The following is a 23,438-nucleotide window of genomic DNA, read 5'->3' on the forward strand; positions in this document are numbered from 1 at the left end:
AGGTCTGCGATCTGTTCTCCGACGAGGAGTGCTACAACTACTTCAAAACCGCCGGGTATGAGGCCGATTGAGTGCAACAGGCTCTAGAGCCAGTCCGCGTTGCCGCTGCCGGTCAGCTCGGCCAGCGTGACGCCTTCGCGCGCCAGCCGTGCGTCGAGGTCGCGCGCGATCTGCGCGGCAAGCGAGAAGCCCTGGTAGATCAGCGCGGAATAGATCTGCACGGCCGAGGCGCCGGCGCGCAGCTTCTGCCAGGCCTGCTCGGCCGAGCCGATGCCGCCGACGCCGATCAGCGGCACCCGGCCGCCGGTCTTGCGGTGAAGCCGGGCGAGGATGCGGGTGGCGCGGTCGAAGAGCGGCGCGCCGGAAAGGCCGCCGGCCTGCCCTGCATGGGTCGAGGCGAGGCCGTCGCGCGAAAGCGTGGTGTTGGTGGCGATGATCGCATCGACCGGCGCGGCGAGGGCCACGGCGGCGATGTCGGCCAGCGCGGCCTCGTCGAGATCGGGGGCGATCTTGATGAACACGGGCGGGCGGTTCGGCAATGCGTCGCGCGCCGCCAGCACGCCTTGTAGCAGCGCCGCCAGCGCCTCGGCGCCCTGCAGGTCGCGCAGCTTCTCGGTGTTCGGGGAGGAGACGTTGACGGTCAGGAAATCGGCATGGGCGCCGGCGATGCGCACGACTTCGGCGAAATCGGCGCTGCGGTCCGGGCTGTCCTTGTTCGCGCCGATGTTCAGCCCGACCGGGATGCCTTTCGGGCGCCGGGCAAGCCGGGCGGCGATGGCCTGCGCGCCTTCATTGTTGAAGCCGAAGCGGTTGATGATGGCGCGATCCTCGGTCAGCCGGAACAGGCGCGGCCGGGGATTGCCGGGCTGGGCGCGCGGGGTGGCGGCGCCGATCTCGACGAATCCGAAGCCGGCGCGCATCAGCGCCGGCAGGGCGCGGGCGTTCTTGTCGTAACCTGCGGCAAGTCCGATCGGGTTCGGCAGGTCGAGCCCGGCAAGGCGCAAGCGCAGCCGGTCCGAGGTGACGGCTTGGCCGGGCAGCGGCACCAGCCCGCTTCGCAGGGCGAAGATCGAGAGATCATGCGCGCGTTCCGGGTCGAGGCGATGCAGCGCGGCCAGGCCCAGCCGCTCGATGGGGTTCATGCCAGGTCTCCGATCTCGTGGCCCATGGGGCCGAGGGGCAGGGGGCGGGACCAGAGCACGTCGTCGGCCCGCAGCTCGCGGTAGAGATGCGGGAACAGGTCGCCGCCGCGCGAGGCTTCCCAGCGCAGACAATTCAGCCCCTCGGTCTCGACAGCCAGCAGGTGCAGGCCGGATTCGCCGGCGAAATGCTTGGCAAGCGTTCCGGGCAGCTGTGCGGCGGTGGACAGGTGGATATAGCCATCGGCCAGGTCGACGGGCGCGCCGGCTGAGCAGCCGTCGCGCAGGAATGCCTGGTATTCGGGATCGCGGAAAATCTTGTAGGCCAGCATGGCCGGTTCATGCGTCGCGGCCCGGCCGCCGTCAAGCGCGAAGCTTTGGTCGAGCACGATTGACGCAGGCGGGCGCATCGCCCAATCTTCCCATGGTCCAGACATCCGTGACGAGAGGGATTGAGATGAAACGCTGGCTCCTGGTTTCAGCGGCGGCGGTGGTGCTGTCCTCGGGCGCGGCGCATGCGGATTACACGCTGCATGTGCTGCATATCAACGATTTCCACAGCAGGATCGAGCCGATCAACAAATATGACAGCACCTGCGACGCCGAATCTGCGACGAAGAACGAGTGTTTCGGCGGCGTCGCGCGCCTGGCCAGCAAGATCCGCACGCTGCGCGAGCAGTTGAAGGCCGATGGGCAGCACGTCGTCGTGCTGGACGCCGGCGACCAGTATCAGGGCAGCCTGTTCTATACCTCCTACAAGGGCAAGGACACGGTCGAGTTTATGAACGCCATCGGCTTCGACGCCATGGCGGTCGGCAACCATGAGTTCGACGACGGGCCGGGCGGCCTGCAGATTCTGGCCGAGGGGGCGAAGTTTCCGGTCGTCTCGGGCAACCTGGATCTGTCGCAATCGCCCGAACTGAAGGGCAAGGTGGGCGACGTGCTGACCCTGGAGGTCGGCGGCGAGAAGATCGGCATCGTCTCGGCCCTGGCGATGGACACGCCCGAGACCGCCTCGCCCGGCGACAAGGTCATCTTCCAGGACGACATGGACAGCCTGAAGGCCGATGTCCAGGAACTGACCGACGAGGGCGTGACCAAGATCATCGCGCTGACCCATTCCGGCTACAGGCGCGATCAGGCCTTCGCGGCCGAGGTCGCCGGGATCGACGCGGTGATCGGCGGGCACAGCCATACGCTGCTGGGCGACATGGAGGGTGCCGAGGGCCCCTATCCGACCATGGTCAAGGGCGCGGACGGGGTCCAGGTGCCGGTGGCGACGGCTTATGCCTATGGCAAATACCTGGGCCACCTGGTCCTGACCTGGGACGACAAGGGCAAGCTGGTCAAGGCCGAGGGCGCGCCGATCCTGCTGGACGCCTCGGTGGCGCCGGACGAGAAGCTGGCGGCGCGGGTCAAGGAAATGGCCGCGCCGATCGAGCAGCTCAAGCAGAAGCGGGTGGCCGAGTTGAAGGCGCCGATCGACGGCAGTCGCAACAATTGCCGCGCCCGGGAATGCGAGATGGGCAATGTGGTGGCCGATGCCATGCTGGCGCGGGTCAAGGACCAGGGCATCACCATTGCCATCCAAAACGGCGGTGGACTGCGCGCCACGCTGCAGGCCGGGACGGTGACGATGGGCGACGTGCTGTCGGTGCTGCCGTTCCAGAACACGCTGTCGACCTTCCAGCTGAAGGGCGAGGACGTGGTCGCGGCGCTTGAGAACGGCGCCAGCCAGATCGAGGAGGGGGCCGGGCGCTTCGCCCAGGTCGCAGGACTGAAATACACCCTGGACCCGGCGGCCCCGGCCGGCAGCCGGATCAGCGAGGTGCAGGTGCGCGGCGGCGCGAACTGGGTGCCCATCGACCCGAACGCGACCTATGGCGTGGTGTCGCAGAACTACATGCGCGCCGGAGGCGATGGCTACAGGGTCTTCGCAGAGAAGGCGATGAACGCCTATGATTTCGGGCCGGACCTGGCGGATGTGCTGGCCGAATACCTGGCCAGGCAGGGGCCGGATTTCGCGCCCAGGCTGGATGGGCGCATCACCGTCAAGTGAGAGGGCCGGAAGCGGAGGGGCCGGGCATGCGCCCGGCCCTTTTCGCGTTTCAGGCGGGCGTCATGCCGGCAGGAAGGGGCGGGCGTTCTTCAGGTGCCGCTGCAAGAGCCTGCGTGCCTCGCGCCCGCGGGTCAGGGGGCGGGCGGAGGCCGCGCTTTCCCCGGCAAGGTTGGGGAACAGCGCGAAGATCTCGCGCCGGGCGGCGGCCGACAGCCCGGCCAGCGCCTGCGGCCCGGTCAGCAGCGATTCCGTCCAGAGCCCGTCGGAGAGCAGCAATTCGTGCCGGTCGAAAAGCAGGTGCAGGTAATGGATGCCGCCGGCCGGCGCCAGGACGGTGACGCCGGGCAGCGCCGTCAGGTGCTTGGCGGCGACCAGGACCTCCTCGGCCCCGAACATGCGCTGCGCGATGACCGAGCGGATCAGCACCCGGTGCTGGGGCGAGACCAGCAGGTCGCGGGCCGGCAGGCCCGGCCCCAGCGCCCCGCGGCCGATCAGGATCGGGCGCAGGTTGGGCTGCAGGTCCAGCTGACGCCCGGTCAGCCGGGCGCCGCCGATCCAGCGCAGCGGCCGGCAGCCGTGGTCGCGGGTCAGGATGGCGTCGCCGAGGCGAAGCGTCTCGACGGGCCTGGCGCCGTCGGCGGTGGCGATCAGCGTGCCCGGGGTGAAGCAGGGCGGCGCGCTGACCGTCTGGTCATAGGCGATCGAGGTCTGGCCGACCCCGATCTTGTAGCTGCCGACGAAGCTGTAGGTGGCGTCCTGGCGGAATTGCGGCCAGTAGTCGTTGCCCTCGGCATCCTGGCGGAGTTTGGGCACGATCAGGACGCTGTGCCGGAGGCCGATCTCGATCGGATAGCCGCTGGTGCCGTAATCGGTATAGGTCGGGAACGAGACGTAGAACTCGTTGCCCTGGTCGTCGCGCAGGATGGCGGCGTCCTGGAAGGATATGCGCTGGCCGGGCCCGAGGGTCACGGGGGCGTCGGAGGGGCCGAAACTGGCGCCCTCCAGCAGCGACTGGCCGGTTTCGCTGCCGGGATCGTCGTAATAGCTGCCGGAACCGCCGCGCGAGAGATAGCCGAACTCGGCGTCGTCATCCTCGAGGCGGATCTCGCCCATCTCTGCCGTGTCGAAACGGACCGAGCCGCGGTTCAGGAAGGGCAGGTATTTGTCCGAGCCGGTGGCCGAGGGATCGCTGTAGACCGGGGCCTGGAACGTCGCCGTCGTGATTCGATATTCCATGGAGCCCCCGTGCAACAACTACCGATTGTGTCGCCAGATAACGGCATGGCCGGGCATCCATCAATAAAACATCAATTTGCCTGCATTTTACCGATTTCATGTGTCGTTGATGCAACTTTTGCACGATTTGCGGGTGCGGGTGCTAATCCTCGCCCGCCTCATCGCCGCATTGGGGCAGGGCATCGCGCAGGAAACGCTCGAAATCGTCGAGATCCACCGGCTCGAACTGCCCGAAGCCCTGCATCCAGACCGAGGCGCTGCGCAGCCCGTCCGGCTCGAGCTTGCACCAGATGATGCGGCCGCGCCGCTCCTGCCGGATCAGCCCGGCGGCGGCCAGCACGGCGAGATGCTTCGAGATCGCCGCCAGGCTGACCTGGAAGGGCGCCGCCACGTCCGTCACCGCCATGTCGTCTTCCAGCAGCATGCCAAGGATCGCCCGCCGCGTCGGATCGGCAAGGGCGGAGAAAATGGCGTCGAGGCTGGGTGGCTGCGCGGTCATCGGCTTTCGCTTAACTTCGCGGTTGAATATGCGGCGGATGCCCCGCCGACCGCAAGGCCGGGTTTTCGCCGCGTCGGGCGATTCCTCAATCCCTGCAAAATCAGATGGTTGCGGTAAAAACCCCCTTGCTTGACTCGGGGGACGCAAGCCCCTATCACCGCGCCAACCGATAACGGGGGTGTGAGCCGTGGCCGAGGACGACCATGACGCCGCGCGGGCCCGGGACGCGGAGCGGTTGCGCGCGCTGGAGGCCCGGCTGGGCGAGAAGGCAGCCGACAAGCCGGCCTCGCGCGGGGAGGAACATTTCAGCCAGGCCAACATGGCCTGGCGCATGGTGACCGAGCTGGTGGCGGGATTGGCCCTCGGTTTCGGGATCGGGTTCGGGCTGGACTATCTGACCGGCCTGCGGCCGGTCTTCATGGTGGTTTTCGTGCTGCTGGGCCTGGTGGCCGGCATCAAGACCATGATGCGGACCGCCAACGAGATAGGCAAGACACCGGGGCGCCCCGGCGACGACAAGGGTGAATGACGATGGCAGAAGAAGAAGCAGGTGGTCTGGTTTTCCATCCGATGGATCAGTTCGTCGTCAAGCCGCTGTTTGGCGACGGTCCGGTGCATTGGTACACGCCGACCAACGCGACGCTGTGGATGGCGCTGGCGGCGCTGGCGATCACCGCGCTGCTGGTCTTTGGCACCCGCGGCCGGGCCATCGTGCCGAACCGCGTGCAGTCCATCGCCGAGCTGCTCTACGGCATGGTCCGGAAGATGGTCGAGGACGTGACCGGCAAGGACGGGCTGAAATACTTCCCCTATGTGATGACGCTGTTCTGCTTCATCCTGTTCGCCAATTTCCTGGGCCTGCTGCCGAAAAGCTTCTCGCCGACCTCGCATATCGCGGTCACGGCGGTGCTGGCGGTGCTGGTCTTCGTCGGCGTCACCGTGCTGGGCTTCGTCAAGAACGGCGCGCATTTCCTGGGCCTGTTCTGGGTCAGCTCGGCGCCGCTGGCGCTGCGCCCGGTCCTGGCGGTGATCGAGCTGATCTCGTATTTCGTGCGTCCGGTCAGCCATTCGATCCGACTTGCCGGCAACATCATGGCCGGCCACGCAGTGATCAAGGTCTTTGCCGCCTTCGCCGCCATTGCTGCCATCGCGCCGGTCTCGGTGCTCGCCATCACCGCCATGTACGGGCTCGAGGTGCTGGTCGCGCTGATCCAGGCCTATGTCTTCACCATCCTGACCTGCGTCTATCTGAAGGACGCGCTGCATCCGGCGCACTGAGCCGGGCAGCCAAGGTCTGAAACGAAAACCCTTTCCAAAGCCTCAAGGAGCATGAACATGGAAAATCTGGGTCAACTGGGACAGTATCTCGGCGCCGGTCTGGCTTGCGTCGGCATGGCCGGTGCGGCCATGGGGGTGGGCAATGTTGCCGGCAACTACCTGGCGGGCGCGCTGCGCAACCCGTCGGCTGCCGCTTCGCAGACCGCCACGCTGTTCATCGGCATGGCCTTCGCGGAAGCCCTGGGCATCTTCTCGTTCCTGGTCGCGCTGCTGCTGCTGTTCGCAGTCTGATCCTTTGCCATCCTTGCGGTTGGGTGGGGGCCGTGCGGGCGCCCACCCGATTGTGAAACGACCGGCATGGGGTAGGATATGTTCAGCCTGTTGCAACAGACCGCGCCCGTCGTGGTCGAAGACTCTGAAACGGTGGTGATCACCGAATCCGCCGAGGCGGCGGGCCATGGCGCCGATGCGGCCCATGCCGCGGCCGGTGCAGCGGATGCGGCCCATGGCGCGGCCGGCCATGCTGCCAGCGCCCCCGGCATGCCGCAACTGGATTTCACGACCTTCGGCAACCAGATCTTCTGGCTGCTGGTCATCCTGGCAGTGATCTACTGGGTGCTGTCGCGGATCGCGCTGCCGCGCATCGGCGGCGTCATCTCGGACCGCCAGGGCGCCATCACCGGTGATCTGATGGCCGCCGAGGAATTCAAGCAGAAGGCCAAGGAGGCCGAGGCCGCCTATGACAAGGCGCTGGCCGATGCCCGCGCCGAGGCCCAGAAGATCATCGCCGCCAACAAGGCCGAGATCCAGAAGGAGCTCGACGCCGCCATCGCCCATGCCGATGCGGAAATCGCCGCCCGTTCGGCGGAATCCGAGAAGCGCATCAGCGAGATCCGCGCCTCGGCGGTCGAGGATGCGCGCACGGTCGCCCGCGACGTGACCGCGGCGCTGGTGGAACATTTCGGCGGTGCTGCCGACCAGGCCCTGGTCGGCGAAACGGTCGATCAGCGGCTGAAGGGGGTGCTGCAATGAAGCGTCTGAGCGTTCTCTTCGCCCTGATGGCGAGCCCGGCCCTGGCGGCTTCGGGTCCGTTCTTCTCGCTGCGCAATACCGACTTCATCGTCACCCTGGCCTTCCTGCTGTTCGTCGGCGTGCTGGTCTGGTTCCGGGTGCCGCAGATCGTCGGCGGGTTGCTGGACAAGCGCGCCGAGGGCATCCGCAACGACCTGGCCGAGGCCCGGCGCCTGCGCGAGGAAGCCCAGGAGATCTATGCCAGCTACGAGCGCCGGCAGCGCGAGGTGAAGTCGCAGGCCGACGAGATCGTCGCCAATGCCAAGCGCGAGGCGAATCTGGAGGCCGACAAGGCCAAGAAGGCGCTGCAGCTTTCCATCGAGCGTCGCCTGAAGGCGGCCGAGGAGCAGATCGCCAGTGCCGAGGGTGATGCCGTCCGCGCCGTGCGCGACCGCGCCATCCAGACCGCTGTCGCCGCTGCGACCGAGATCCTGGGCAAGCAGGCCACCGCCGAGCAGCGCGCGGCCGGCATCGACAAGGCCATCGACGACGTGGCGCGCCGCCTCAACTGAGGTCGCCTGAGCCGGACAACGCGCCGGCAAGGCGCGGCACAAGGGACAGCGATGCGACCCCCCCCTTGGCGAAAGCCTTGGGGGGTTTCTGCATGTCCGGGCCGCCCTGCACCACTGTCCAAATCCCCGGTGGTCCGCACGCGCCGGCCCGCCGCTTCGGCGCTTCTCCGTTCCACAGATACTCAAGAAGATCGCCGGCGCCGGCGCATGAAAAAGGGCTGGCAGCCGCGCCGCCAGCCCACGCTTGCCGTCCCGGCCCGCCGCGATCAGCGGGTCGGGATGATCAGGATCTCCACCCGGCGGTTCTGTGCCCGTCCGGCGGCACTGTCGTTCGAGGCGACCGGCTGGGCCGAGCCGCGGCCGGAGGTGGTGATGCGGCCCGAGGACACGCCGCCGGCGGTCAGGATGCCGGCGACCGACCGCGCCCGGCGCTCGGACAGGTCCTGGTTATAGGCGGCCGAGCCGGTGCTGTCGGTATGGCCGATCACCTGGATGGTGCTGTTCGGATACTGGTTGAGGTTGCGGGCGATGACATAGAGATCGTTCTGCCCCTGCGCCCCCACCGCCGCCGAATCGGTGGCGAACAGCGTCGATTCCGGCATGGTCACCGACAGGTAGCTGCCATGGTTCACCACCCGGATATTGGGGTTGTTCAGCGATTGCTGCAGCGCCTTCTGCTGCTGGTTCAGGACGGCGCCGCCGACGCCGCCGATGGCGGCACCGACGATGGCGCCCTTGATCGCGTCCTTGCCCTGGTCGTTCTTGTCATTGTCGCGGGTCGCGCCCAGGATGCCGCCGACCACCGCTCCGGCGATGGCGCCCTGCTGGGCGCGGTTCAGCTGGGTTCCGCCCGTCGTCGGGTTGCCATAGGGATCGGTGGGCGCACAGGCCGTCAGCGCGATCGCGCCGGCCGAGGCGAGAAGCAGCGGAATACGGGTCTTCATTCTTTCACCTTTCTTTTCAGGGCGATCCACCGTCGCCTGTCCTTGCGACTGGGCCGGAGAGGCCGGCTGCTGGTGCCCAAACACCCGGAACTTGGCACGAGTTCCGCGACAAGGCCAGAGAGAGGCGCGCAAATCTGCCCACGCCCCCTCACAATGCGGCGATGGCGCGCGGTGCAATGCTGGCGCCCTCGCGGGCCAGCAGGGCGCGCTTGACCGCCTCGCCCCAGTGATAGCCGCCGATGGCGCCGCCGGTGCGGGTGACCCGGTGGCAGGGCACCACCCAGGAGACCGGGTTCTGCCCGACCGCGGTGCCGACGGCGCGCAGCGCCCGCGGTCGGCCGATGCGCTCGGCCAGCATGGCATAGCTGATCACCTGCCCGGCCGGCACCCGGATCAGCGCCTGCCAGACCTGGAGCTGGAACGCGGTGCCGGCCAGCCGCACCGCGATCTCGCCCTCTCCGCCCAGCAGCGTCTGGATGGCCGGGGCCAGCGCCTTGGGCGCCTCGACCGTCCTGGCGCGGGGAAAGCGCGCGGCCAGGTCGGCCTCGACCTGGTCCTCGGGGATCGGCCCGGCGAAGCCCAGGGCCCAGAGCGCCCCGCCGGCGCCATAGGCGATCACCGTGCCAAGCGGGGTCGGGAAGCGGCCGCGGCACAGCACCGCGCCCCGGTCCTCGGCCGGCTGCGTGGTGATCGTGACCCGCAGCCCTGGCTCGGCGGGGGCGGGGGAAAAGAGCGTCCGTGTCATCCTGGCCTCGCTGCTGTTGCCGGGGCAGCTTAGCGCGGCGGCGGGCCGAATCCATGCACGAATGCTTGCGCATGGCAGCGGGGCAGGGCATCTGGGGGCCATGGCACGCAGCGCTTCCCCTCGCCCCTCGCCGGCCCTGCCCTATGCGGCGCAGGTCGAGATCTTCTCGCGGTTTCGCGCCGCGAACCCGCAGCCGGTGACCGAGCTGGAATACACCAACGCCTTCACCCTGCTGGTGGCGGTGGCGCTGTCGGCGCAGGCCACCGATGTCGGGGTGAACAAGGCGACGAAGCGGCTGTTCCAGCGCGTCGCCACGCCGCGGCAGATGCTGGAGCTGGGCCTCGAGGCGCTGACCGAGGAGATCCGGACCATCGGGCTTTACCGCCAGAAGGCGAAGAACGTCATCGCCCTGTCGCGCATCCTGGTCGCGGAGTATGGCGGCGAGGTGCCGCAGTCGCGCGCGGCGCTGATGACCCTGCCCGGCGTCGGGCGCAAGACCGCCAATGTGGTTCTGAACAGCGTCTTCCATTTCCCCGCCCAGGCGGTGGACACGCATATCTTCCGGGTCGGCAACCGCACCCGTATCGCCCCGGGCCGCGACGTGGCCGAGGTCGAGCGCGCCATCGAGGACAACGTCCCCGTCCCCTTCCAGCAGAACGCCCATCACTGGCTGATCCTGCATGGCCGCTACGTCTGCCAGGCGCGCCGCCCGCGCTGCAAGATCTGTCCCATCGAAGACCTGTGCCCCTATGAGGAGAAGACCGAATGACCACCCCCTATGTGATCGGCATCGGCAATGCCGTCATGGACGTGATCGCGCCGACCTCGGATGCGACGCTGGCGCGGCTGGGGGTGCAGCGCGGCATCATGCAGCTGATCGACCGCGAGCGGTCCGAATTCCTGATGGCGGCGCAATCGGCCGATCCGCAGGCCGGCAAGGCGCGGCTGGTGCCGGGCGGCTCGGTCGCGAACACGCTGGCCGGGCTGGGGATGCTGGGGCTGCGCACCGCCTTCATCGGCAAGGTGGCGGGCGATCCGCTGGGGCTGAGCTATGCCGAGCAGACCGAGGCGCAGGGCACCGTCTTCGTCAACCCGCCGGTCGCGGGCCAGGTGGCGCCGACCTCGCGCTCGATCATCTTCGTGACCCCGGATGGCGAGCGGTCGATGAACACCTATCTGGGAATTTCCGGGGAGCTGGGGCCGGATGACGTGAACCCGGCGACCTTCAGCGGTGCCGGCTGGCTGTTCCTGGAAGGCTATCTCTTCGACAAGGATGCCGGCAAGGCAGCCTTCCTGAAGGCGGCCGAGGCCTGCCACCAGGCGGGCGGGCAGGCGGGGATCGCGCTGTCGGACCCGTTCTGCGTCGACCGCCACCGCGCCGATTTCCGCCGGCTGGTGGCCGGGCCGATGGATTACGTCATCGGCAATGTCCATGAATGGCAGTCGCTCTATCAGGTCGAGGATCTGGAGGCGGCGCTGCGGCTGGCCTCGGGCGATTGCGGCACGGTGATCTGCACCCGCTCGGGCGAGGATGCGATCCTGATCCGCGGCGAGGAGCGGGTGACGGCGCCGGTGCATCGCGTGGTGCCGGTCGATGCCACCGGGGCTGGCGACCAGTTCGCGGCCGGGCTGATCTATGGCCTGGCCATCGGTGCCGAGCTGGCGGCGGCGGGGCGCATGGGCTGCATTGCCGCGGCCGAGGTGATCGGCCATGTCGGCGCCCGGCCCGAAAGCGACCTGCGCGCGGCCTTCCGGGCCGAGGGGCTGATCTGATCGCGCCCTTGCGCGCCGCCGCCTGGGTATTCGGGAAACGGTGAAGTGCCGCGGGGCCGCGCCCGGCGTTTCGGAAGCGGTTCTTTCCGTTTTGCAAATACCCATCCGACCGGGCGGACAAGGCCGATCCTTGCAGCCTTGTCCCGGGGCCCCTGTCAGGCGGCCTTGCGGGCGGTCCTGCCGTAGAAGCTTTCGCCCTTGGCGGCCATATCCTTGAGCAGTTGCGGGGCGGTGAAGCGGGGGCCGAATTTCGCCGCGAGATCCTCGGCGATCTCGACCGCGCGCGCAGCGCCCAGCATGTCGAGCCAGCCGAAGGGGCCGCCCGACCAGGGTGCGAAGCCCCAGCCGAGGATGGCGCCGACATCGCCCTCGCGGATGTCCTCGAGCACGCCGTCCTGCAGCGCGCGGACGGCCTCGAGCGATTGCGCGAACATCAGCCGGTGCTGGATCTCGGTCAGCCCGGGCTGGGTTTCGGCTTCGGGCCATTCGGTCGCAAGGCCCGACCAGAAGCCCTGGCGCTTGGCCCCCTCGTCATAGTCGTAGAAGCCCGCCTTGGCCTTGCGGCCCAGCCGGCCCTGCTCGGCCAGCCTGAAGATCACCTGGTCCACCGCATCGTCGGGATAGGCATCGCCCATTGCCGCCTTCGTCGCCTTGGCGATCTTGACGCCGAGGTCGATCGAGGTCTCGTCCACCAGTTGCAGCGGCCCCAGCGGCATGCCCATCATCTTGGCGGCGTTCTCGATCAGCACCGGGCTGATCCCTTCGGCCACCATGCGGATGCCCTCGTTGATATAGGGGATGATGCAGCGGTTGGCGTAGAAGAAGCGCGCGTCGTTGACCACGATGGGGGTCTTGCGGATCTGGCGCACGAAATCCAGCGCCTTGGCGACGGCGCGCGGGCCGGTCTCGCGGCCCTTGATGATCTCGACCAGCAGCATCTTGTCCACCGGGCTGAAGAAATGGATGCCGATGAACTGGTCCGGCCGGGCGCTGGCGCGGGCCAGCTCGCTGATCGGCAGGGTCGAGGTGTTGGTGGCGAAGATCGCCTCCGGCGGAAGCACCGCCTCGGCCTTCTTGGTCACCTCGGCCTTGACGGCGGGATCCTCGAACACCGCCTCGACCACCAGGTCGCAGCCTTGCAGGGCGGCATAGTCGGTGGTGGGGGTGATGCGGGCCAGCACCTCGACCTTCTTCTCCTCGGTCGCCTTGCGGCGACTGATCGCCTTGTCGAGCAGGTCGGTGGAATAGGACTTGCCGCGCTCCGCCGCCTCGATCGTCGAGTCGATCAGCACCACCTCGATCCCCGCCATGGCCGAGACATAGGCGATGCCCGCGCCCATCATGCCGGCGCCGAGGATGCCCAGTTTCTTCACGCTCTGGTCCGGCGCCTCGGGGCGGTTCGCGCCTTTCTCCAGCGCCTCCTTGTTGATGAACAGGCTGCGGATCATCGCGGTCGAGGACGGGTTCATCAGCACATTGGTGAACCAGCGCGCCTCGATCTTCAGCGCCGTGTCGAAGGGCACCATGGCGCCTTCATAGACGGCGCTCAGCAGGGCCTTGGCCGCCGGATAGACGCCCAGCGTCTTGCCATGCACCATGGCGCTGGCGCCCACGAAGGTCATGAAGCCAGCCGGGTGATAGGGCTCGCCGCCCGGCATCTTGTAGCCCTTGGCGTCCCAGGGCTTGACCAGATCGGCCTCCGATGCCTTCAGCACCCATTCGTGGGCCGCGGCGACCGGATCGGCCACCACCTCGTCGATCAGCCCGGCCGACTTGGCCTTGGCCGGGTCGCTGAGCTTGCCCTCCAGCAGGAAGGGCGCGGCGCCCATGGCGCCCAGCTTGCGCACCAGCCGGGTGGTGCCGCCGGCGCCGGGAAAGATGCCGACCATGATCTCGGGCAGGCCGATCTTGGCCTTGGCGTTCTCGGCGGCAAAGATGCGATGCGTGGCCAGCGGCAGTTCCAGCCCGATCCCCAGCGCGGTGCCGGGCAGGGCGCTCGCGATGGGCTTGCCGCCCTTCTTGGTCTTGGCGTCCATCCCGGCCAGTTCGATCTTGCGCAGCAGGCGGTGCAGCGTCATCACGCCGTCGAACACCGCCTGCGCGCCGCCCTGCTTCATGCCGGCGATGACGTTCAGGTCCATGCCGGCGGCGAAATCCTTCTTGCCGCTGGTGATGACGATGCCCTTCACGGCCGCGTCGGCCAGCGCATCGTCGATCAGCGCGTTCAGCTCGGCCGCGCCGTCCAGCGACAGCACGTTCATCGACTTGCCCGGCACGTCCCAGGTGATGATGGCGACGCCCTCGGCGTCCTTCCGCATGGTGAAATCGGTCATGTTCCCCTCCCTCAGACGCGCTCGATGATGGTGGCCGCGCCCATGCCGGACGCGATGCAGAGCGTGGCGAGGCCCACGGTCTTGTCCTGGCGCTCCAATTCGTCGAGCAGCGTGCCGATGATGATGGCGCCGGTCGCGCCCAGCGGGTGGCCCAGGGCGATGGCGCCGCCATTGACGTTGACCAGGCCGGGATCGACCTGGAAGGCCTGCATGAAGCGCAAGACGACCGAGGCAAAGGCCTCGTTCACCTCGAACAGGTCGATGTCGGAAATCGCCATGCCGCTGTCCTTCAGGATCTTTTCCGTCACCGGCACCGGGCCGGTCAGCATGATGGTCGGATCGGTGCCGATCTTGGCGGTGGCGCGGATGCGGGCGCGGGGCTTCAGCCCGTGGGCCTTGCCGAATTCCGCATTGCCGATCAGCACGGCGGCGGCGCCGTCGACGATGCCCGAGCTGTTCCCGGCATGGTGGATATGCTCGATGCGGTCCAGATGCGGGTATTTCAGCATCGCCACCTTGTCGAAGCCGGGCATGGTCTCGCCCATCTCCTTGAAGCTGGCCTTCAGCTTCGCGAGATCCTCCAGCGTGGTGCCGGGCCGCATGTATTCGTCGCGGTCGAGGATGGTCAGGCCGTTCTGGTCCCTGACCGGCACGATGGACTTGGCAAAGCGCCCCTCCTCCCAGGCGATGGCGGCGCGGCGCTGGCTCTCGACGGCCAGGGCATCGGCCTCCTCGCGGGAAAAGCCGTATTCGGTGGCGATGATGTCGGCGCTGATGCCCTGCGGCACGAAATAGGTCTTGAAGGTCAGGCTGGGGTCGACCGCAATGGCGGCGCCGTCGCTGCCCATGGCGACGCGGCCCATCATCTCGACGCCCCCGGCGATATAGGCCTGGCCGGCGCCGCCCTTGACCTGGTTCGCGGCCAGGTTCACCGCCTCCATGCCCGAGGCGCAGAAGCGGTTGATGGCAAGGCCGGGGATGCTTTCGTCCAGATCGGATTCCAGCACCGCCGAGCGCGCCAGGCAGCCGCCCTGTTCCTTGACCTGGGTGACATTGCCCCAGATCACGTCCTCGACCGCATGGCCGGTCAGCCCGTTGCGTTCCTTGACGGCGTTCAGCAGCCGGGCGGAAAGCGCGACCGAGGTGACTTCGTGCAGGCTGCCGTCGGGGCGGCCCTTGCCGCGCGGGGTGCGGGCGGCGTCGTAGATATAGGCTTCGGTCATGCGTCCTCCTTCGCGGCCCGGTCCGCGGGATTGCCGGGCATCAGGTCATAGGGGTGTTTCCAGCCGGGCAGGGCCTGGATGCGGTCGAGCCAAGCGTCGATATGCGGCCATTCGGCGCGGTCGAAGCCGAAGGGCTCGGGGTAGAAGAGATAGGAGCAGCAGGAGAGGTCGGCGATGCTGGGCGTCTCGCCCACCAGCCAGTCGCGGCCCTGCAGTTGCCGATCCAGGGTCTTGAGCGCTGCCTTGCAGCGGCCGGTGAGCCAGGCGATCACCTCGGCCGGGCGCTTGTCGGGCGGCAGGAAGTTCATCAGGAAACGCAAGGTGCCGAATTGCGCCGAGCCCTTGTGGTTGTCCCAGAACAGCCAGCGCAGGATCTCGCTCCGGTCGCCCTCCATGAAGCGCCTGGTCTTCCCGGCCAGGTGCAGCAGGATCACGCCGGACTGGGTCAGGGTCACTCCGTCCTCGGTGAAGACCGGCGCCTCGCCCATCTCGTTCAGGGCGTGGTAATCGGCGCTGCGGGTGGCGCCGCCGAAGAAATCCACGAAGACCGGCTGCCAGGGATAGCCGGTCAGCTGCATCATCAGCGCCACCTTGTAGGAATGGCCGGATTCTCCGAAGCAGTGAAGCTGGGCGGTCATGCTGTTCTCCCTTTCCTCCTGGTTGGGCCAGGGGTCGCCGTCGCATTGGGTATTTGTAAAACGGAAAGTGCGTCAGCGGGTTCTTAACCTTTCTCGGCTATGGCTGATTCCGCGGTACAGGCTGGGGAGCCGATGACCGCAAACGGAAAGAGCGCCCCGGTTCACCCGGTCTTGATCCCCTGGGAAAGGCACGGTGCTCCGGGGCGCCGCATCCGCATCTTTCCGTTTTCCAAATACCCATGCGATCCCGCCGCCAGGCCCCCTTGCCCGTTTCAGAACCGATCCGCCGCCAGCGCCATCACCGGCTCGGCGCCCGAGCGGATGCGCGCCAGATGCGTCGCGGTCATCGGCAATTGCCGGGCCATGTAATAGCGGCCGGTGGCGAGCTTGGTCTCGTGGAAGGCCGGGTCGTCGCTGCCGGCCTCGAGCGCCGCCCGCGATGCCGCCGCCATGCGCGTCCACATCAGCCCCAGCGCTACATGCCCGAACAGGTGCATGAAGTCGTAGGAGCCGGCCAGCGCCGCGTTCGGGTTCTTCATGCCCTGTTCCATGAAGAACATCGCTGCCGCCTGCAGGTCCTTCGAGGCGGTCTTCAGCGGCTCGAGGAAATCGGCCTTCAGCGCCGCGTCGCCCTCATGCGCCTTGATCTCGGCCTTGATCAGTTCGAAGAAACCCATGATCGGCTTGCCGCCCTCGGCCGCCAGCTTGCGGCCGACCAGGTCCAGCGCCTGCACGCCGTTCGCGCCCTCGTAGATCATGGCGATGCGGGCGTCGCGGACGAATTGCGACATGCCCTGTTCCTCGATGTAGCCGTGGCCGCCGAAGACCTGCTGCGCCTGTACCGTGGTCTCGAAGCCCTTGTCGGTCAAGAAGCCCTTGATCACCGGCGTCAGCAGCGACACCAGGTCGTCGGCCTCCTTGTCCTGCGCCAGATGCGCGCGGTCGATCAGATGCGCGCCCCAGAAGGCCAGCGCGCGCGCGCCTTCCAGGAAGCTCTTCTGGTCCATCAGAGTGCGGCGGATATCGGGATGCACGATCAGCGGATCGGCGGCCCCCGAGGGGTTGGCGTCGCCGGTCACCGCGCGACCCTGCAGCCGGTCGCGGGCATAGGCGGCGGCGTTCTGATAGGCGGCCTCGGCCACGGCATAGCCCTGCAGGCCGACACCGATGCGGGCCTCGTTCATCATGGTGAACATGGCGCGCATGCCCTTGTGCAGATCGCCCAGCAGCCAGCCCTTGGCGCCGTCGTAGTTCATCACACAGGTCGCGTTGCCGTGGATGCCCATCTTTTCTTCGAGGTTCCCGACCGAGACGGCGTTGCGTTCGCCCAGGCTGCCGTCCTCGTTCACCAGGAATTTCGGCACGATGAAGAGCGAGATGCCGCGCGTGCCCTCGCCGCCGCCCGGGGCCTTGGCCAGCACCAGGTGGATGACGTTTTCCGCCATGTCGTGGTCGCCGGCCGAGATGAAGATCTTCTGCCCGGTGATGCGGTAGCTGCCGTCGTCCTGCGGTTCGGCCTTGGTGCGCAGCAGACCCAGATCCGTGCCGGCATGCGGCTCGGTCAGGTTCATGGTGCCGGTCCATTCGCAGCTGACCATCTTCGGCAGGTAGGTGGCTTTCTGCTCGTCGGAACCGTGGGTGTGGATGGCGGAATAGGCGCCATGGGTCAGGCCTTGATACATGGTGAAGGCCATGTTCGAGGCCGAGAACATCTCGCCCGCCGCCAGGCCGATCACATAGGGCATGCCCTGGCCACCATAGGCCGGGTCGCAGTCGAGCGCGGTCCAGCCGCCCTCGCGCATCTGCTCGAAGGCCGCGCCGAAGCCGTCGGGCGTGCGCACCACGCCGTTTTCCAGCCGGCAGCCCTGGCGGTCGCCGACCGGGTTCAGCGGCGCCAGCACTTCCGCGGCCAGCTTGCCGGCGGCATCCAGCACGGCCTCGGTGAATTCGCGGTCGAGATCGCCATAGCCGGGAAGCTCCTGCTTCGAGATCTCGAGCACGTCATGCAGCACGAATTGCATGTCGCGGACGGGGGCGGCATAGGTGGTCATCGGTCCTCCCAGGGTTGGCGCGTCAGGCGCCGGATTTCAGGTTCTGCAGCCAGACCTCGCCCTCGGCGATCTGCGCGCGCAGCTCGGCGATGGCTCCGCCCAGCTCGTGATGCTGCCGCTCCATGTCGGCAAGCCGCTCGCGGGCGGTGGTCAGGGTGGCCTCGGTCTGGGTGATGTTGCGCTCGGCCGGGTCGTAAAGCTCGAGCAACTGGCGGATCTGCTCCAGCGAGAAGCCGAAGCGCTTGCCGCGCAGGATCAGTTTCAGCCGCGCCCGGTCGGTGCGGCCGTAAAGCCGGTGCTGGCCCCGGCGCTCGGGGAAGATCAGCTCGCGGGACTCGTAAAAGCGCAGGGTGCGGGGTGTCACCTCGAAGGCGTCGCACATCTGGCGGATGGTCATCAAAGCGTCGCTCATGGCCGATCCCTCCTTCAGTGGCACGCCTCGAAGGGGAATATAGGCGCAGTTGACGTGCACGTAAGGTGCGACGTGGCGTCAGTGCTCGGTCAGCGTTCGGCCGCCGCCGCGCCGTCCCCCTCCGAGGCTTCCATGTCCTTCAGCAGCGTTTGCGTCTCGTTGCGCAGCGTCAGCAGGTCGGCCATGGCCGCCTCGAGCTCGGCGCGCTGCTGGGCCAGCACCTCGAGCTGGCGGTCGGCCAGTTCAATCCAGACGCGATACTGTTCGCGCGTGCCCTTCTCGCCATAGATCAGCAGCCATTGCCGGATGTCCTCGAGCGAGAAGCCGAAGCGGCGACCGCGCAGGATCAGCTTCATCCGGGCGATCTCGCGCGGGCTGTAGAAGCGCGAGCGGCCTTCCTTCTTCGGGCTCAGAAGCTCGATATACTCGTAATAGCGCAGGGTGCGCGGCGTCACGTCGAAACGCGCGCACATTTCCTTGAAGCCAATGTATTCGTTATCGGACATCGGAAGAACTCATGCTCGGGCCGGCCTCGGCCGCAGCCTAGCGCGCCGCCCGCGCAAACTCAACCATTGGCGGGAGCGGGCTTGCCAGTGTGTCCCGCGATGCTACCATTCCCCATCCAGCAGAGGCAGCCAGACGCATGACCGACCCGATCCCGGAAGAGCAGACCGAGCAGCGCCAGCGCATCGCGCGCCAGTTCATCGAGGTGATCCCCCATGCGCGCGCGCTTGGCATGAGCTTCGGCGAGTTGTCCGAGCAGGGGGCAGAGATCTGGCTGCCCTGGCGCGAGGACCTGGTCGGCGATCCGCGCAGCGGGGTGATCCATGGCGGCGTCATCTCGGCGCTGATGGACACCTGCTGCGGCGCGGCGGTGATGGTGCATCCGACGGGCGCGCGCTCGACCGCGACCATCGACCTGCGCATCGACTACATGCGCGCCGCGACGCCCGGCCAGACCATTCGCGCCAAGGCGAGCTGTTATCACATCACCCGCTCGGTCGCCTTCGTGCGGGCGGTGGCGATGGATGACGACGACAGCCGCCCCGTGGCCTCGGCCACCGGGGCCTTCACCATCGAGCGCTGACATTGGACCGCTGACATGGACCGCAACGAACCCCTGGCCGCGATCAAGTCGCGCCGCGACAATGCCCTGAACGCGCTGGTCTCGGGCGTGCCCTATATCCGCTGGCTGGGCATCCGCTTCGACCGGCGCGGCGACGAGCTGACCGCCGTGCTGCCCTTTGACCAGAAGCTGATCGGCAACCCGATGCTGCCGGCGATCCATGGCGGCGTCACGGCCGCCTTCCTGGAGGTGGCGGCCATCGTCGAACTGACCTGGACCGCCATCTGGGAGGACATGGAGCAGGGCCGCATCGCCCCCGATGCCGCGGTGCCCGACAGCCTGCCGCGCCTGCCCAAGACCATCGACTTCACCGTGGACTACCTGCGTTCCGGCCTGCCGCGCGACGCCTATGCGCGGGCCAAGGTGGTGCGCTCGGGCCGGCGCTATGCCAGCGTGCAGGTCGAGGCCTGGCAGGACCACCGCCAGAAGCTCTTCGCCCAGGCGACCGGGCATTTCCTGATGCCGCAGAACGGCTGAGCCATGGTCGAGCTGCAGTCCGGCGGCCAATCCGGCGGCCTGTCCGGGACGGAGCCGCCGCGGGCGCTGACCCATCGCCGGGTGCTGGCCATCGCGCTGCCGGTGGTGCTGTCCAACGCCACCATTCCCATCCTGGGCGCGGTGGATACCGGCGTCATCGGCCAGCTGGGCCGGGCCGAGCCCATTGGCGCGGTCGGGCTGGGCGCGGTGATCCTGACCTCGCTCTACTGGATCTTCGGCTTCCTGCGCATGGGCACCTCGGGGCTGGCGGCGCAGGCGCATGGCGCGGGCGACGCGGGCGAATCCGGCGCGCATCTGATGCGGGCGCTGGCCATCGGCATGGCGGCGGGGCTGGGGCTGGTCCTGTTGCAGGTCCCGCTTTTCGCCGTTGCCTTCTGGCTGGCGCCGGCCTCGGACCAGGTCGAGGCGCTGGCCCGGGACTATCTGGCGCTGCGCATCTGGGGCGCGCCGGCGACCATCTCGCTTTACGCCCTGACCGGCTGGCTGATCGCCGTCGAGCGGACGCGCGCGGTCCTGGCGATGCAGCTGGCGATGAACGGGCTGAACATCGTCCTGGATCTGTGGTTCGTGCTGGGACTGGGCTGGGGCGTGCGCGGCGTCGCCGGCGCGACGCTGATCGCGGAATGGTCCGGGCTGGCCCTGGGCCTGTGGTTCGCGCGTCACGCCATCCGCGCCGGGATGCGGCGGGCGGGGCTGTTCGCCCGCGACCGGCTGGAGCAGCTGGCGCGGGTGAACGGCGACATCCTGATCCGCTCGGTCCTGCTGCAGGGCTCGTTCACCACCTTCATGTTCATGGCGGCGGGGCAGGGCGACGTGACGCTGGCCGCCAACCAGGTGCTGCTGCAATTCCTCTCCATCGTCGCCTATGGGCTCGACGGCTTCGCCTTTGCCGCCGAATCGCTGGTCGGGCAGGCGGTGGGGGCGCGGCGGCCGGACCGGCTGCGGCGGGCGGCGCGGCTGGCCTCGGGCTGGGGCGTGGCGGGGGCCGGGCTGCTCTCGGCCCTGTTCCTGCTCGGCGGGCCGGCGATCGTGGACCTGCTGACTACCGCCCCGGCGGTCCGTGCCGAGGCACGGCAGTTCCTGCCCTGGCTGGTGGCGGCGCCGCTGATCGGCGTGGCCTCGTGGATGCTGGACGGCATCTTCATCGGCGCCACCCGCACGCGCGAGATGCGCAATGCCATGCTGGTCTCGGTCGGGATCTATGCGGTTCTGGTGCTGCTGCTGCCCAGGGCCTTCGGCAATCACGGGCTTTGGGCGGCGCTGATGGCGCTGAACGCGCTGCGCGGCCTGACTCTGTGGCGGCTTTACCCGCGGATCGCGGCGGCGGCCGGAGGCGCGGTCTCGGCAGCGCCCTGAACCGCGCCCCCGGAATGCAAGACGCCCCGGCGCGGGGCCGGGGCGTCGGGAAGAGCGCGGAGCGGCGCCTACATCTCGCTGACGATCTGGTCGCGGGCGGTGGCGCGCAGTTCGACCATCTTGGCGCGGATGGCCTCCTCGTCGACCTTGCCCGCCAGGTCGGCCGCCAGCTTGCGGAACACGTCCTCGTCGCCTGGCTCGTCGAAATCCGAAGTGACCACGGTCAGCGCATAGGCGCGGGCATCGTCGCCGGTCTTGCCCAGAAGCCCGGCCGCCCATTCGCCCAGCAGGCGGTTGCGCCGCGCCTCGGCCTTGAAGTTCAGTTCGGCATCATGGGCGAATTTCGCCTCTTGCGCGCGCTCGCGGTCGTCAAAGGTGGTCATGGCGGCCTCTGCTTGGGTTTTCCCGTGGTCTTGTCGCAGGATATGCCCGCGCCGGGGCCGCATCGCAAGCCTGTATTGCCCCTGACCCCGTTTCTGGCCTATAGCGCGATAAAGATTGTCACCTTGCGGACGGGAGAAGCGCAGCATGGCACCAAGGCGCAAGAAAATCTACGAAGGCAAGGCCAAGATCCTGTACGAAGGCACCGAGCCCGGCACGCTCATCCAGTATTTCAAGGATGACGCCACCGCCTTCAACGCCCAGAAGAAGGCCACCATCGAGGGCAAGGGCGTGCTGAACAACCGGCTGTCCGAGTTCTTCATGACCGGGCTGACCAATATCGGCGTGCCGAACCACTTCATCCGCCGCATCAACATGCGCGAGCAGCTGGTGCGCCAGGTCGAGATCATCCCGCTGGAGGTGATCGTGCGCAACTTCGCCGCCGGTTCCATCGCCAAGCGCCTGGGCATGGAGGAGGGCACGCCGCTGCCCCGCCCCATCGTCGAATACAGCTTCAAGAACGACGAGCTGGGCGATCCCTTCGTCAGCGAGGAATACATCATCGCCTTCGGCTGGGCCTCGCAACAGGACCTGGACGACATCGTGAGCCTGGCGCTGCGGGTGAACGACTTCCTGTCGGGCGTGTTCTTCGGCGTCGGCATCAAGCTGATCGACTTCAAGATCGAGGTCGGCCGGATCTGGGACGGCGATTTCATGCGCCTGGTGGTCGCCGACGAGATCAGCCCGGACAGCTGCCGGCTCTGGGACGTCAAGACCGGGCAGAAGCTGGACAAGGACGTGTTTCGCCGCGACCTGGGCAGCCTGACCGATGCCTATACCGAGGTGGCGCGCCGGCTGGGCCTGATGCCCGCCAACACCACCTCGCTGACCAAACCCACCCTGATCAACTGAGAGGCCCGCAGATGAAAGCCCGTGTCACCATCATGCTGAAGGATGGCGTTCTGGACCCCCAGGGCGAGGCGATCCGGCACGCGCTCGGCGGGCTGGGCTTTGCCGGGGTCTCAGGCGTGCGCCAGGGCAAGGTGATCGAGCTGGACCTGGCGGCATCCGATGCCGAGGCCGCCAGGGCCGAGGTGGCGCGCATGTGCGAAGGCCTGCTCGCCAATACCGTGATCGAGAAATACGCGGTCGAGATCGTCTGATCTGCCGGACCGGGGGCTTCGCGCCCCCGGACCCCCGCGGAGTATTTTCGGAACGAAGAAGCCCGTGGGACGGGAAGGGCGGGTCCGTGATCGACAAGCTTTCCATGTTCATGGCCCTGGCGCGCGAGAAGCATTTCGGCCGCGCCGCGGAATCGCTGGGCATCACCCAGCCGACGCTGTCCTCGGCCATCCGGGCGCTGGAGGAGCAGCTGGGCGTGCAGCTGGTGCGGCGCGGCTCGCGCTTCCAGGGCCTGACGCCAGAGGGCGAGCGCGTGCTGGGCTGGGCGCGGCGCATCGTCGCCGATGCCCGCGCCATGCAGGCCGAGATGCAGGCCAGCCGCAAGGGCGTGTCGGGGCGGCTGCGCATCGGCGTGATCCCCACCGCGATGCCGCGCATCGCCGAGCTGACCGGGCCGTTCCTGCGCCGCCATCCCAATGCCGGGGTCTCGATCCTGTCGCGCAGCTCGGACGAGATCCGCGACCAGATCGAGGCGCTGGAGCTGGATGCCGGCGTGACCTATCTGGACAGCGAGCCGCTGGGCCGGGTGCAGAGCCTGCCGCTGTATCGCGAGACCTATTGCCTGATCGACCGCGGCGAACTGGCGGGGCCGGCCGACTGGGCCGAGGCCGCCACCCGCCCGCTTTGCCTGCTGACCCCGGACATGCAGAACCGCCGCATCGTCACCCGGCATCTGGTCGAGGCTGGGGCGGATGCGCTGCCGCGGGTCGAATCGACCTCGATGCTGGCGATCCTGTCGCATGTGGCGACCGGCGACTGGGCGGCGATCCTGCCGCGGGCGCTGGCGCGCGGCCTGCCGCTGCCCGAGGGGGTTCGGGCCCGCGACCTGACCGGCGAGGGCCATATGGTCGGCGTGGTGGTGGCCCGGCGCGAGCCGCATCCGCCGCTGGTCGAGGCACTGATCCGCATTGTCTCGTCGATTGATACCTTCAATCAATAAACGATATATCACGATTGTATCGTCTATCGCCGGTCTCTAGTC

Annotated in this window: 27 protein-coding genes; 14 read left to right on the plus strand and 13 right to left on the minus strand. The window is 68.1% G+C overall.

Annotated features, from left to right (window positions below; genetic code table 11):
* Positions 1-83 precede the first annotated feature (83 nt).
* Together I9P22_RS07850 and I9P22_RS07855 are read right to left on the minus strand one after the other, a co-directional pair.
* Positions 84-1,142, minus strand: coding sequence for a quinone-dependent dihydroorotate dehydrogenase (locus tag I9P22_RS07850; RefSeq protein WP_199258883.1), 1,059 nt, complete (start codon positions 1,140-1,142; stop codon positions 84-86).
* Complete coding sequence (locus I9P22_RS07855; protein ID WP_199258954.1) at positions 1,139-1,471, minus strand: DUF952 domain-containing protein; 333 nt, start codon at positions 1,469-1,471, stop codon at positions 1,139-1,141. Before I9P22_RS07855 ends, I9P22_RS07850 begins: the two co-directional genes overlap by 4 nt.
* Positions 1,472-1,596: 125 nt before the next feature.
* Between I9P22_RS07855 and I9P22_RS07860 the strand changes: the two genes are divergently transcribed.
* Positions 1,597-3,198, plus strand: coding sequence for a bifunctional metallophosphatase/5'-nucleotidase (locus I9P22_RS07860; protein ID WP_199258884.1), 1,602 nt, complete (start codon positions 1,597-1,599; stop codon positions 3,196-3,198).
* 60 nt (positions 3,199-3,258) lie between these two features.
* On the opposite strand, the gene I9P22_RS07865 is transcribed toward I9P22_RS07860, so the two are convergent.
* Both I9P22_RS07865 and I9P22_RS07870 read right to left on the minus strand, forming a co-directional pair.
* Complete coding sequence (locus I9P22_RS07865; RefSeq protein ID WP_199258886.1) at positions 3,259-4,434, minus strand: Hint domain-containing protein; 1,176 nt, start codon at positions 4,432-4,434, stop codon at positions 3,259-3,261.
* A gap of 142 nt (positions 4,435-4,576) precedes the next feature.
* Positions 4,577-4,933, minus strand: a complete 357-nt coding sequence (locus I9P22_RS07870; protein WP_199258888.1) for an ArsR/SmtB family transcription factor — start codon at positions 4,931-4,933, stop codon at positions 4,577-4,579.
* 187 nt (positions 4,934-5,120) lie between these two features.
* Here I9P22_RS07870 and I9P22_RS07875 point away from each other — a divergent pair, with 187 nt between their 5' ends.
* From I9P22_RS07875 to I9P22_RS07895, 5 genes are all read left to right on the plus strand, one after another.
* A complete protein-coding gene (locus I9P22_RS07875; RefSeq protein WP_199258890.1) occupies positions 5,121-5,462 on the plus strand; it encodes an AtpZ/AtpI family protein in 342 nt (113 codons plus the stop codon).
* Positions 5,463-5,464: 2 nt separating this feature from the next.
* On the plus strand, positions 5,465-6,211 hold the full coding sequence (locus I9P22_RS07880; RefSeq protein WP_199258892.1) for a F0F1 ATP synthase subunit A: 747 nt from the start codon (positions 5,465-5,467) through the stop codon (positions 6,209-6,211).
* Between the two features lie 57 nt (positions 6,212-6,268).
* Positions 6,269-6,502, plus strand: a complete 234-nt coding sequence (locus I9P22_RS07885; RefSeq protein ID WP_010394077.1) for a F0F1 ATP synthase subunit C — start codon at positions 6,269-6,271, stop codon at positions 6,500-6,502.
* Positions 6,503-6,580: 78 nt separating this feature from the next.
* The gene (locus tag I9P22_RS07890; protein WP_199258893.1) at positions 6,581-7,243 is read left to right on the plus strand and encodes a F0F1 ATP synthase subunit B'; all 663 of its coding nucleotides are present in this window, start codon (positions 6,581-6,583) and stop codon (positions 7,241-7,243) included.
* Positions 7,240-7,794 (plus strand): F0F1 ATP synthase subunit B, encoded by a 555-nt coding sequence (locus tag I9P22_RS07895; protein ID WP_199258895.1) that lies wholly within the window; start codon positions 7,240-7,242, stop codon positions 7,792-7,794. Before I9P22_RS07890 ends, I9P22_RS07895 begins: the two co-directional genes overlap by 4 nt.
* A gap of 266 nt (positions 7,795-8,060) precedes the next feature.
* Here the strand turns inward: I9P22_RS07895 and I9P22_RS07900 are convergent, their stop codons facing one another.
* Together I9P22_RS07900 and I9P22_RS07905 are read right to left on the minus strand one after the other, a co-directional pair.
* Positions 8,061-8,738 carry an OmpA family protein gene (locus I9P22_RS07900; protein ID WP_199258897.1) on the minus strand — a complete coding sequence of 226 codons (678 nt, stop codon included), beginning with the start codon at positions 8,736-8,738 and terminating at the stop codon, positions 8,061-8,063.
* 148 nt (positions 8,739-8,886) lie between these two features.
* The gene (locus I9P22_RS07905; protein ID WP_199258899.1) at positions 8,887-9,483 is read right to left on the minus strand and encodes a methylated-DNA--[protein]-cysteine S-methyltransferase; all 597 of its coding nucleotides are present in this window, start codon (positions 9,481-9,483) and stop codon (positions 8,887-8,889) included.
* Positions 9,484-9,583: 100 nt separating this feature from the next.
* Here I9P22_RS07905 and nth point away from each other — a divergent pair, with 100 nt between their 5' ends.
* A complete protein-coding gene (gene nth, locus I9P22_RS07910; protein ID WP_199258901.1) occupies positions 9,584-10,252 on the plus strand; it encodes an endonuclease III in 669 nt (222 codons plus the stop codon).
* Complete coding sequence (locus I9P22_RS07915) at positions 10,249-11,256, plus strand: adenosine kinase (RefSeq protein WP_199258904.1); 1,008 nt, start codon at positions 10,249-10,251, stop codon at positions 11,254-11,256. The genes nth and I9P22_RS07915 overlap by 4 nt, the downstream gene beginning before the upstream one ends.
* Before the next feature lie 155 nt (positions 11,257-11,411).
* On the opposite strand, the gene I9P22_RS07920 is transcribed toward I9P22_RS07915, so the two are convergent.
* The 6 genes from I9P22_RS07920 to I9P22_RS07945 all read right to left on the minus strand — a co-directional run bounded on the left by I9P22_RS07920 (position 11,412) and on the right by I9P22_RS07945 (position 18,419).
* Complete coding sequence (locus I9P22_RS07920) at positions 11,412-13,589, minus strand: 3-hydroxyacyl-CoA dehydrogenase NAD-binding domain-containing protein (protein WP_199258905.1); 2,178 nt, start codon at positions 13,587-13,589, stop codon at positions 11,412-11,414.
* A gap of 11 nt (positions 13,590-13,600) precedes the next feature.
* Positions 13,601-14,812, minus strand: coding sequence for an acetyl-CoA C-acetyltransferase (locus I9P22_RS07925; RefSeq protein ID WP_199258907.1), 1,212 nt, complete (start codon positions 14,810-14,812; stop codon positions 13,601-13,603).
* Positions 14,809-15,450 carry a glutathione S-transferase family protein gene (locus I9P22_RS07930; RefSeq protein WP_199258909.1) on the minus strand — a complete coding sequence of 214 codons (642 nt, stop codon included), beginning with the start codon at positions 15,448-15,450 and terminating at the stop codon, positions 14,809-14,811. The genes I9P22_RS07925 and I9P22_RS07930 overlap by 4 nt, the downstream gene beginning before the upstream one ends.
* A gap of 272 nt (positions 15,451-15,722) precedes the next feature.
* Positions 15,723-17,501 (minus strand): acyl-CoA dehydrogenase C-terminal domain-containing protein, encoded by a 1,779-nt coding sequence (locus I9P22_RS07935; protein ID WP_199258910.1) that lies wholly within the window; start codon positions 17,499-17,501, stop codon positions 15,723-15,725.
* A 22-nt stretch (positions 17,502-17,523) separates the two neighbouring features.
* The gene (locus I9P22_RS07940; RefSeq protein WP_199258912.1) at positions 17,524-17,913 is read right to left on the minus strand and encodes a MerR family transcriptional regulator; all 390 of its coding nucleotides are present in this window, start codon (positions 17,911-17,913) and stop codon (positions 17,524-17,526) included.
* Between the two features lie 89 nt (positions 17,914-18,002).
* Positions 18,003-18,419: a MerR family transcriptional regulator gene (locus I9P22_RS07945; RefSeq protein WP_199258914.1), complete on the minus strand. Its 417-nt coding sequence runs from the start codon at positions 18,417-18,419 to the stop codon at positions 18,003-18,005.
* 137 nt (positions 18,420-18,556) lie between these two features.
* Here I9P22_RS07945 and I9P22_RS07950 point away from each other — a divergent pair, with 137 nt between their 5' ends.
* The 3 genes from I9P22_RS07950 to I9P22_RS07960 are packed head-to-tail and all read left to right on the plus strand — an operon-like array spanning position 18,557 to position 20,893.
* Positions 18,557-19,000 carry a PaaI family thioesterase gene (locus I9P22_RS07950; protein WP_199258916.1) on the plus strand — a complete coding sequence of 148 codons (444 nt, stop codon included), beginning with the start codon at positions 18,557-18,559 and terminating at the stop codon, positions 18,998-19,000.
* Positions 19,001-19,015: 15 nt separating this feature from the next.
* Positions 19,016-19,516 carry a PaaI family thioesterase gene (locus I9P22_RS07955; protein ID WP_199258918.1) on the plus strand — a complete coding sequence of 167 codons (501 nt, stop codon included), beginning with the start codon at positions 19,016-19,018 and terminating at the stop codon, positions 19,514-19,516.
* A gap of 3 nt (positions 19,517-19,519) precedes the next feature.
* Complete coding sequence (locus tag I9P22_RS07960; protein WP_199258919.1) at positions 19,520-20,893, plus strand: MATE family efflux transporter; 1,374 nt, start codon at positions 19,520-19,522, stop codon at positions 20,891-20,893.
* A 68-nt stretch (positions 20,894-20,961) separates the two neighbouring features.
* Here the strand turns inward: I9P22_RS07960 and I9P22_RS07965 are convergent, their stop codons facing one another.
* Positions 20,962-21,276 carry a DUF1476 domain-containing protein gene (locus I9P22_RS07965; RefSeq protein WP_199258921.1) on the minus strand — a complete coding sequence of 105 codons (315 nt, stop codon included), beginning with the start codon at positions 21,274-21,276 and terminating at the stop codon, positions 20,962-20,964.
* Between the two features lie 145 nt (positions 21,277-21,421).
* On the opposite strand from I9P22_RS07965, the gene purC reads away from it, so the two are divergent.
* The 3 genes from purC to I9P22_RS07980 all read left to right on the plus strand — a co-directional run bounded on the left by purC (position 21,422) and on the right by I9P22_RS07980 (position 23,396).
* Positions 21,422-22,186: a phosphoribosylaminoimidazolesuccinocarboxamide synthase gene (purC, locus tag I9P22_RS07970; protein ID WP_028716635.1), complete on the plus strand. Its 765-nt coding sequence runs from the start codon at positions 21,422-21,424 to the stop codon at positions 22,184-22,186.
* An 11-nt stretch (positions 22,187-22,197) separates the two neighbouring features.
* On the plus strand, positions 22,198-22,437 hold the full coding sequence (purS, locus tag I9P22_RS07975) for a phosphoribosylformylglycinamidine synthase subunit PurS (RefSeq protein WP_115756863.1): 240 nt from the start codon (positions 22,198-22,200) through the stop codon (positions 22,435-22,437).
* Positions 22,438-22,523: 86 nt separating this feature from the next.
* A complete protein-coding gene (locus I9P22_RS07980; protein WP_199258923.1) occupies positions 22,524-23,396 on the plus strand; it encodes a LysR family transcriptional regulator in 873 nt (290 codons plus the stop codon).
* Positions 23,397-23,438 lie beyond the last annotated feature (42 nt).

The sequence above is a fragment of the Paracoccus binzhouensis genome (assembly GCF_016446475.1).
GTDB classification, from domain to species: Bacteria; Pseudomonadota; Alphaproteobacteria; order Rhodobacterales; family Rhodobacteraceae; genus Paracoccus; species Paracoccus binzhouensis.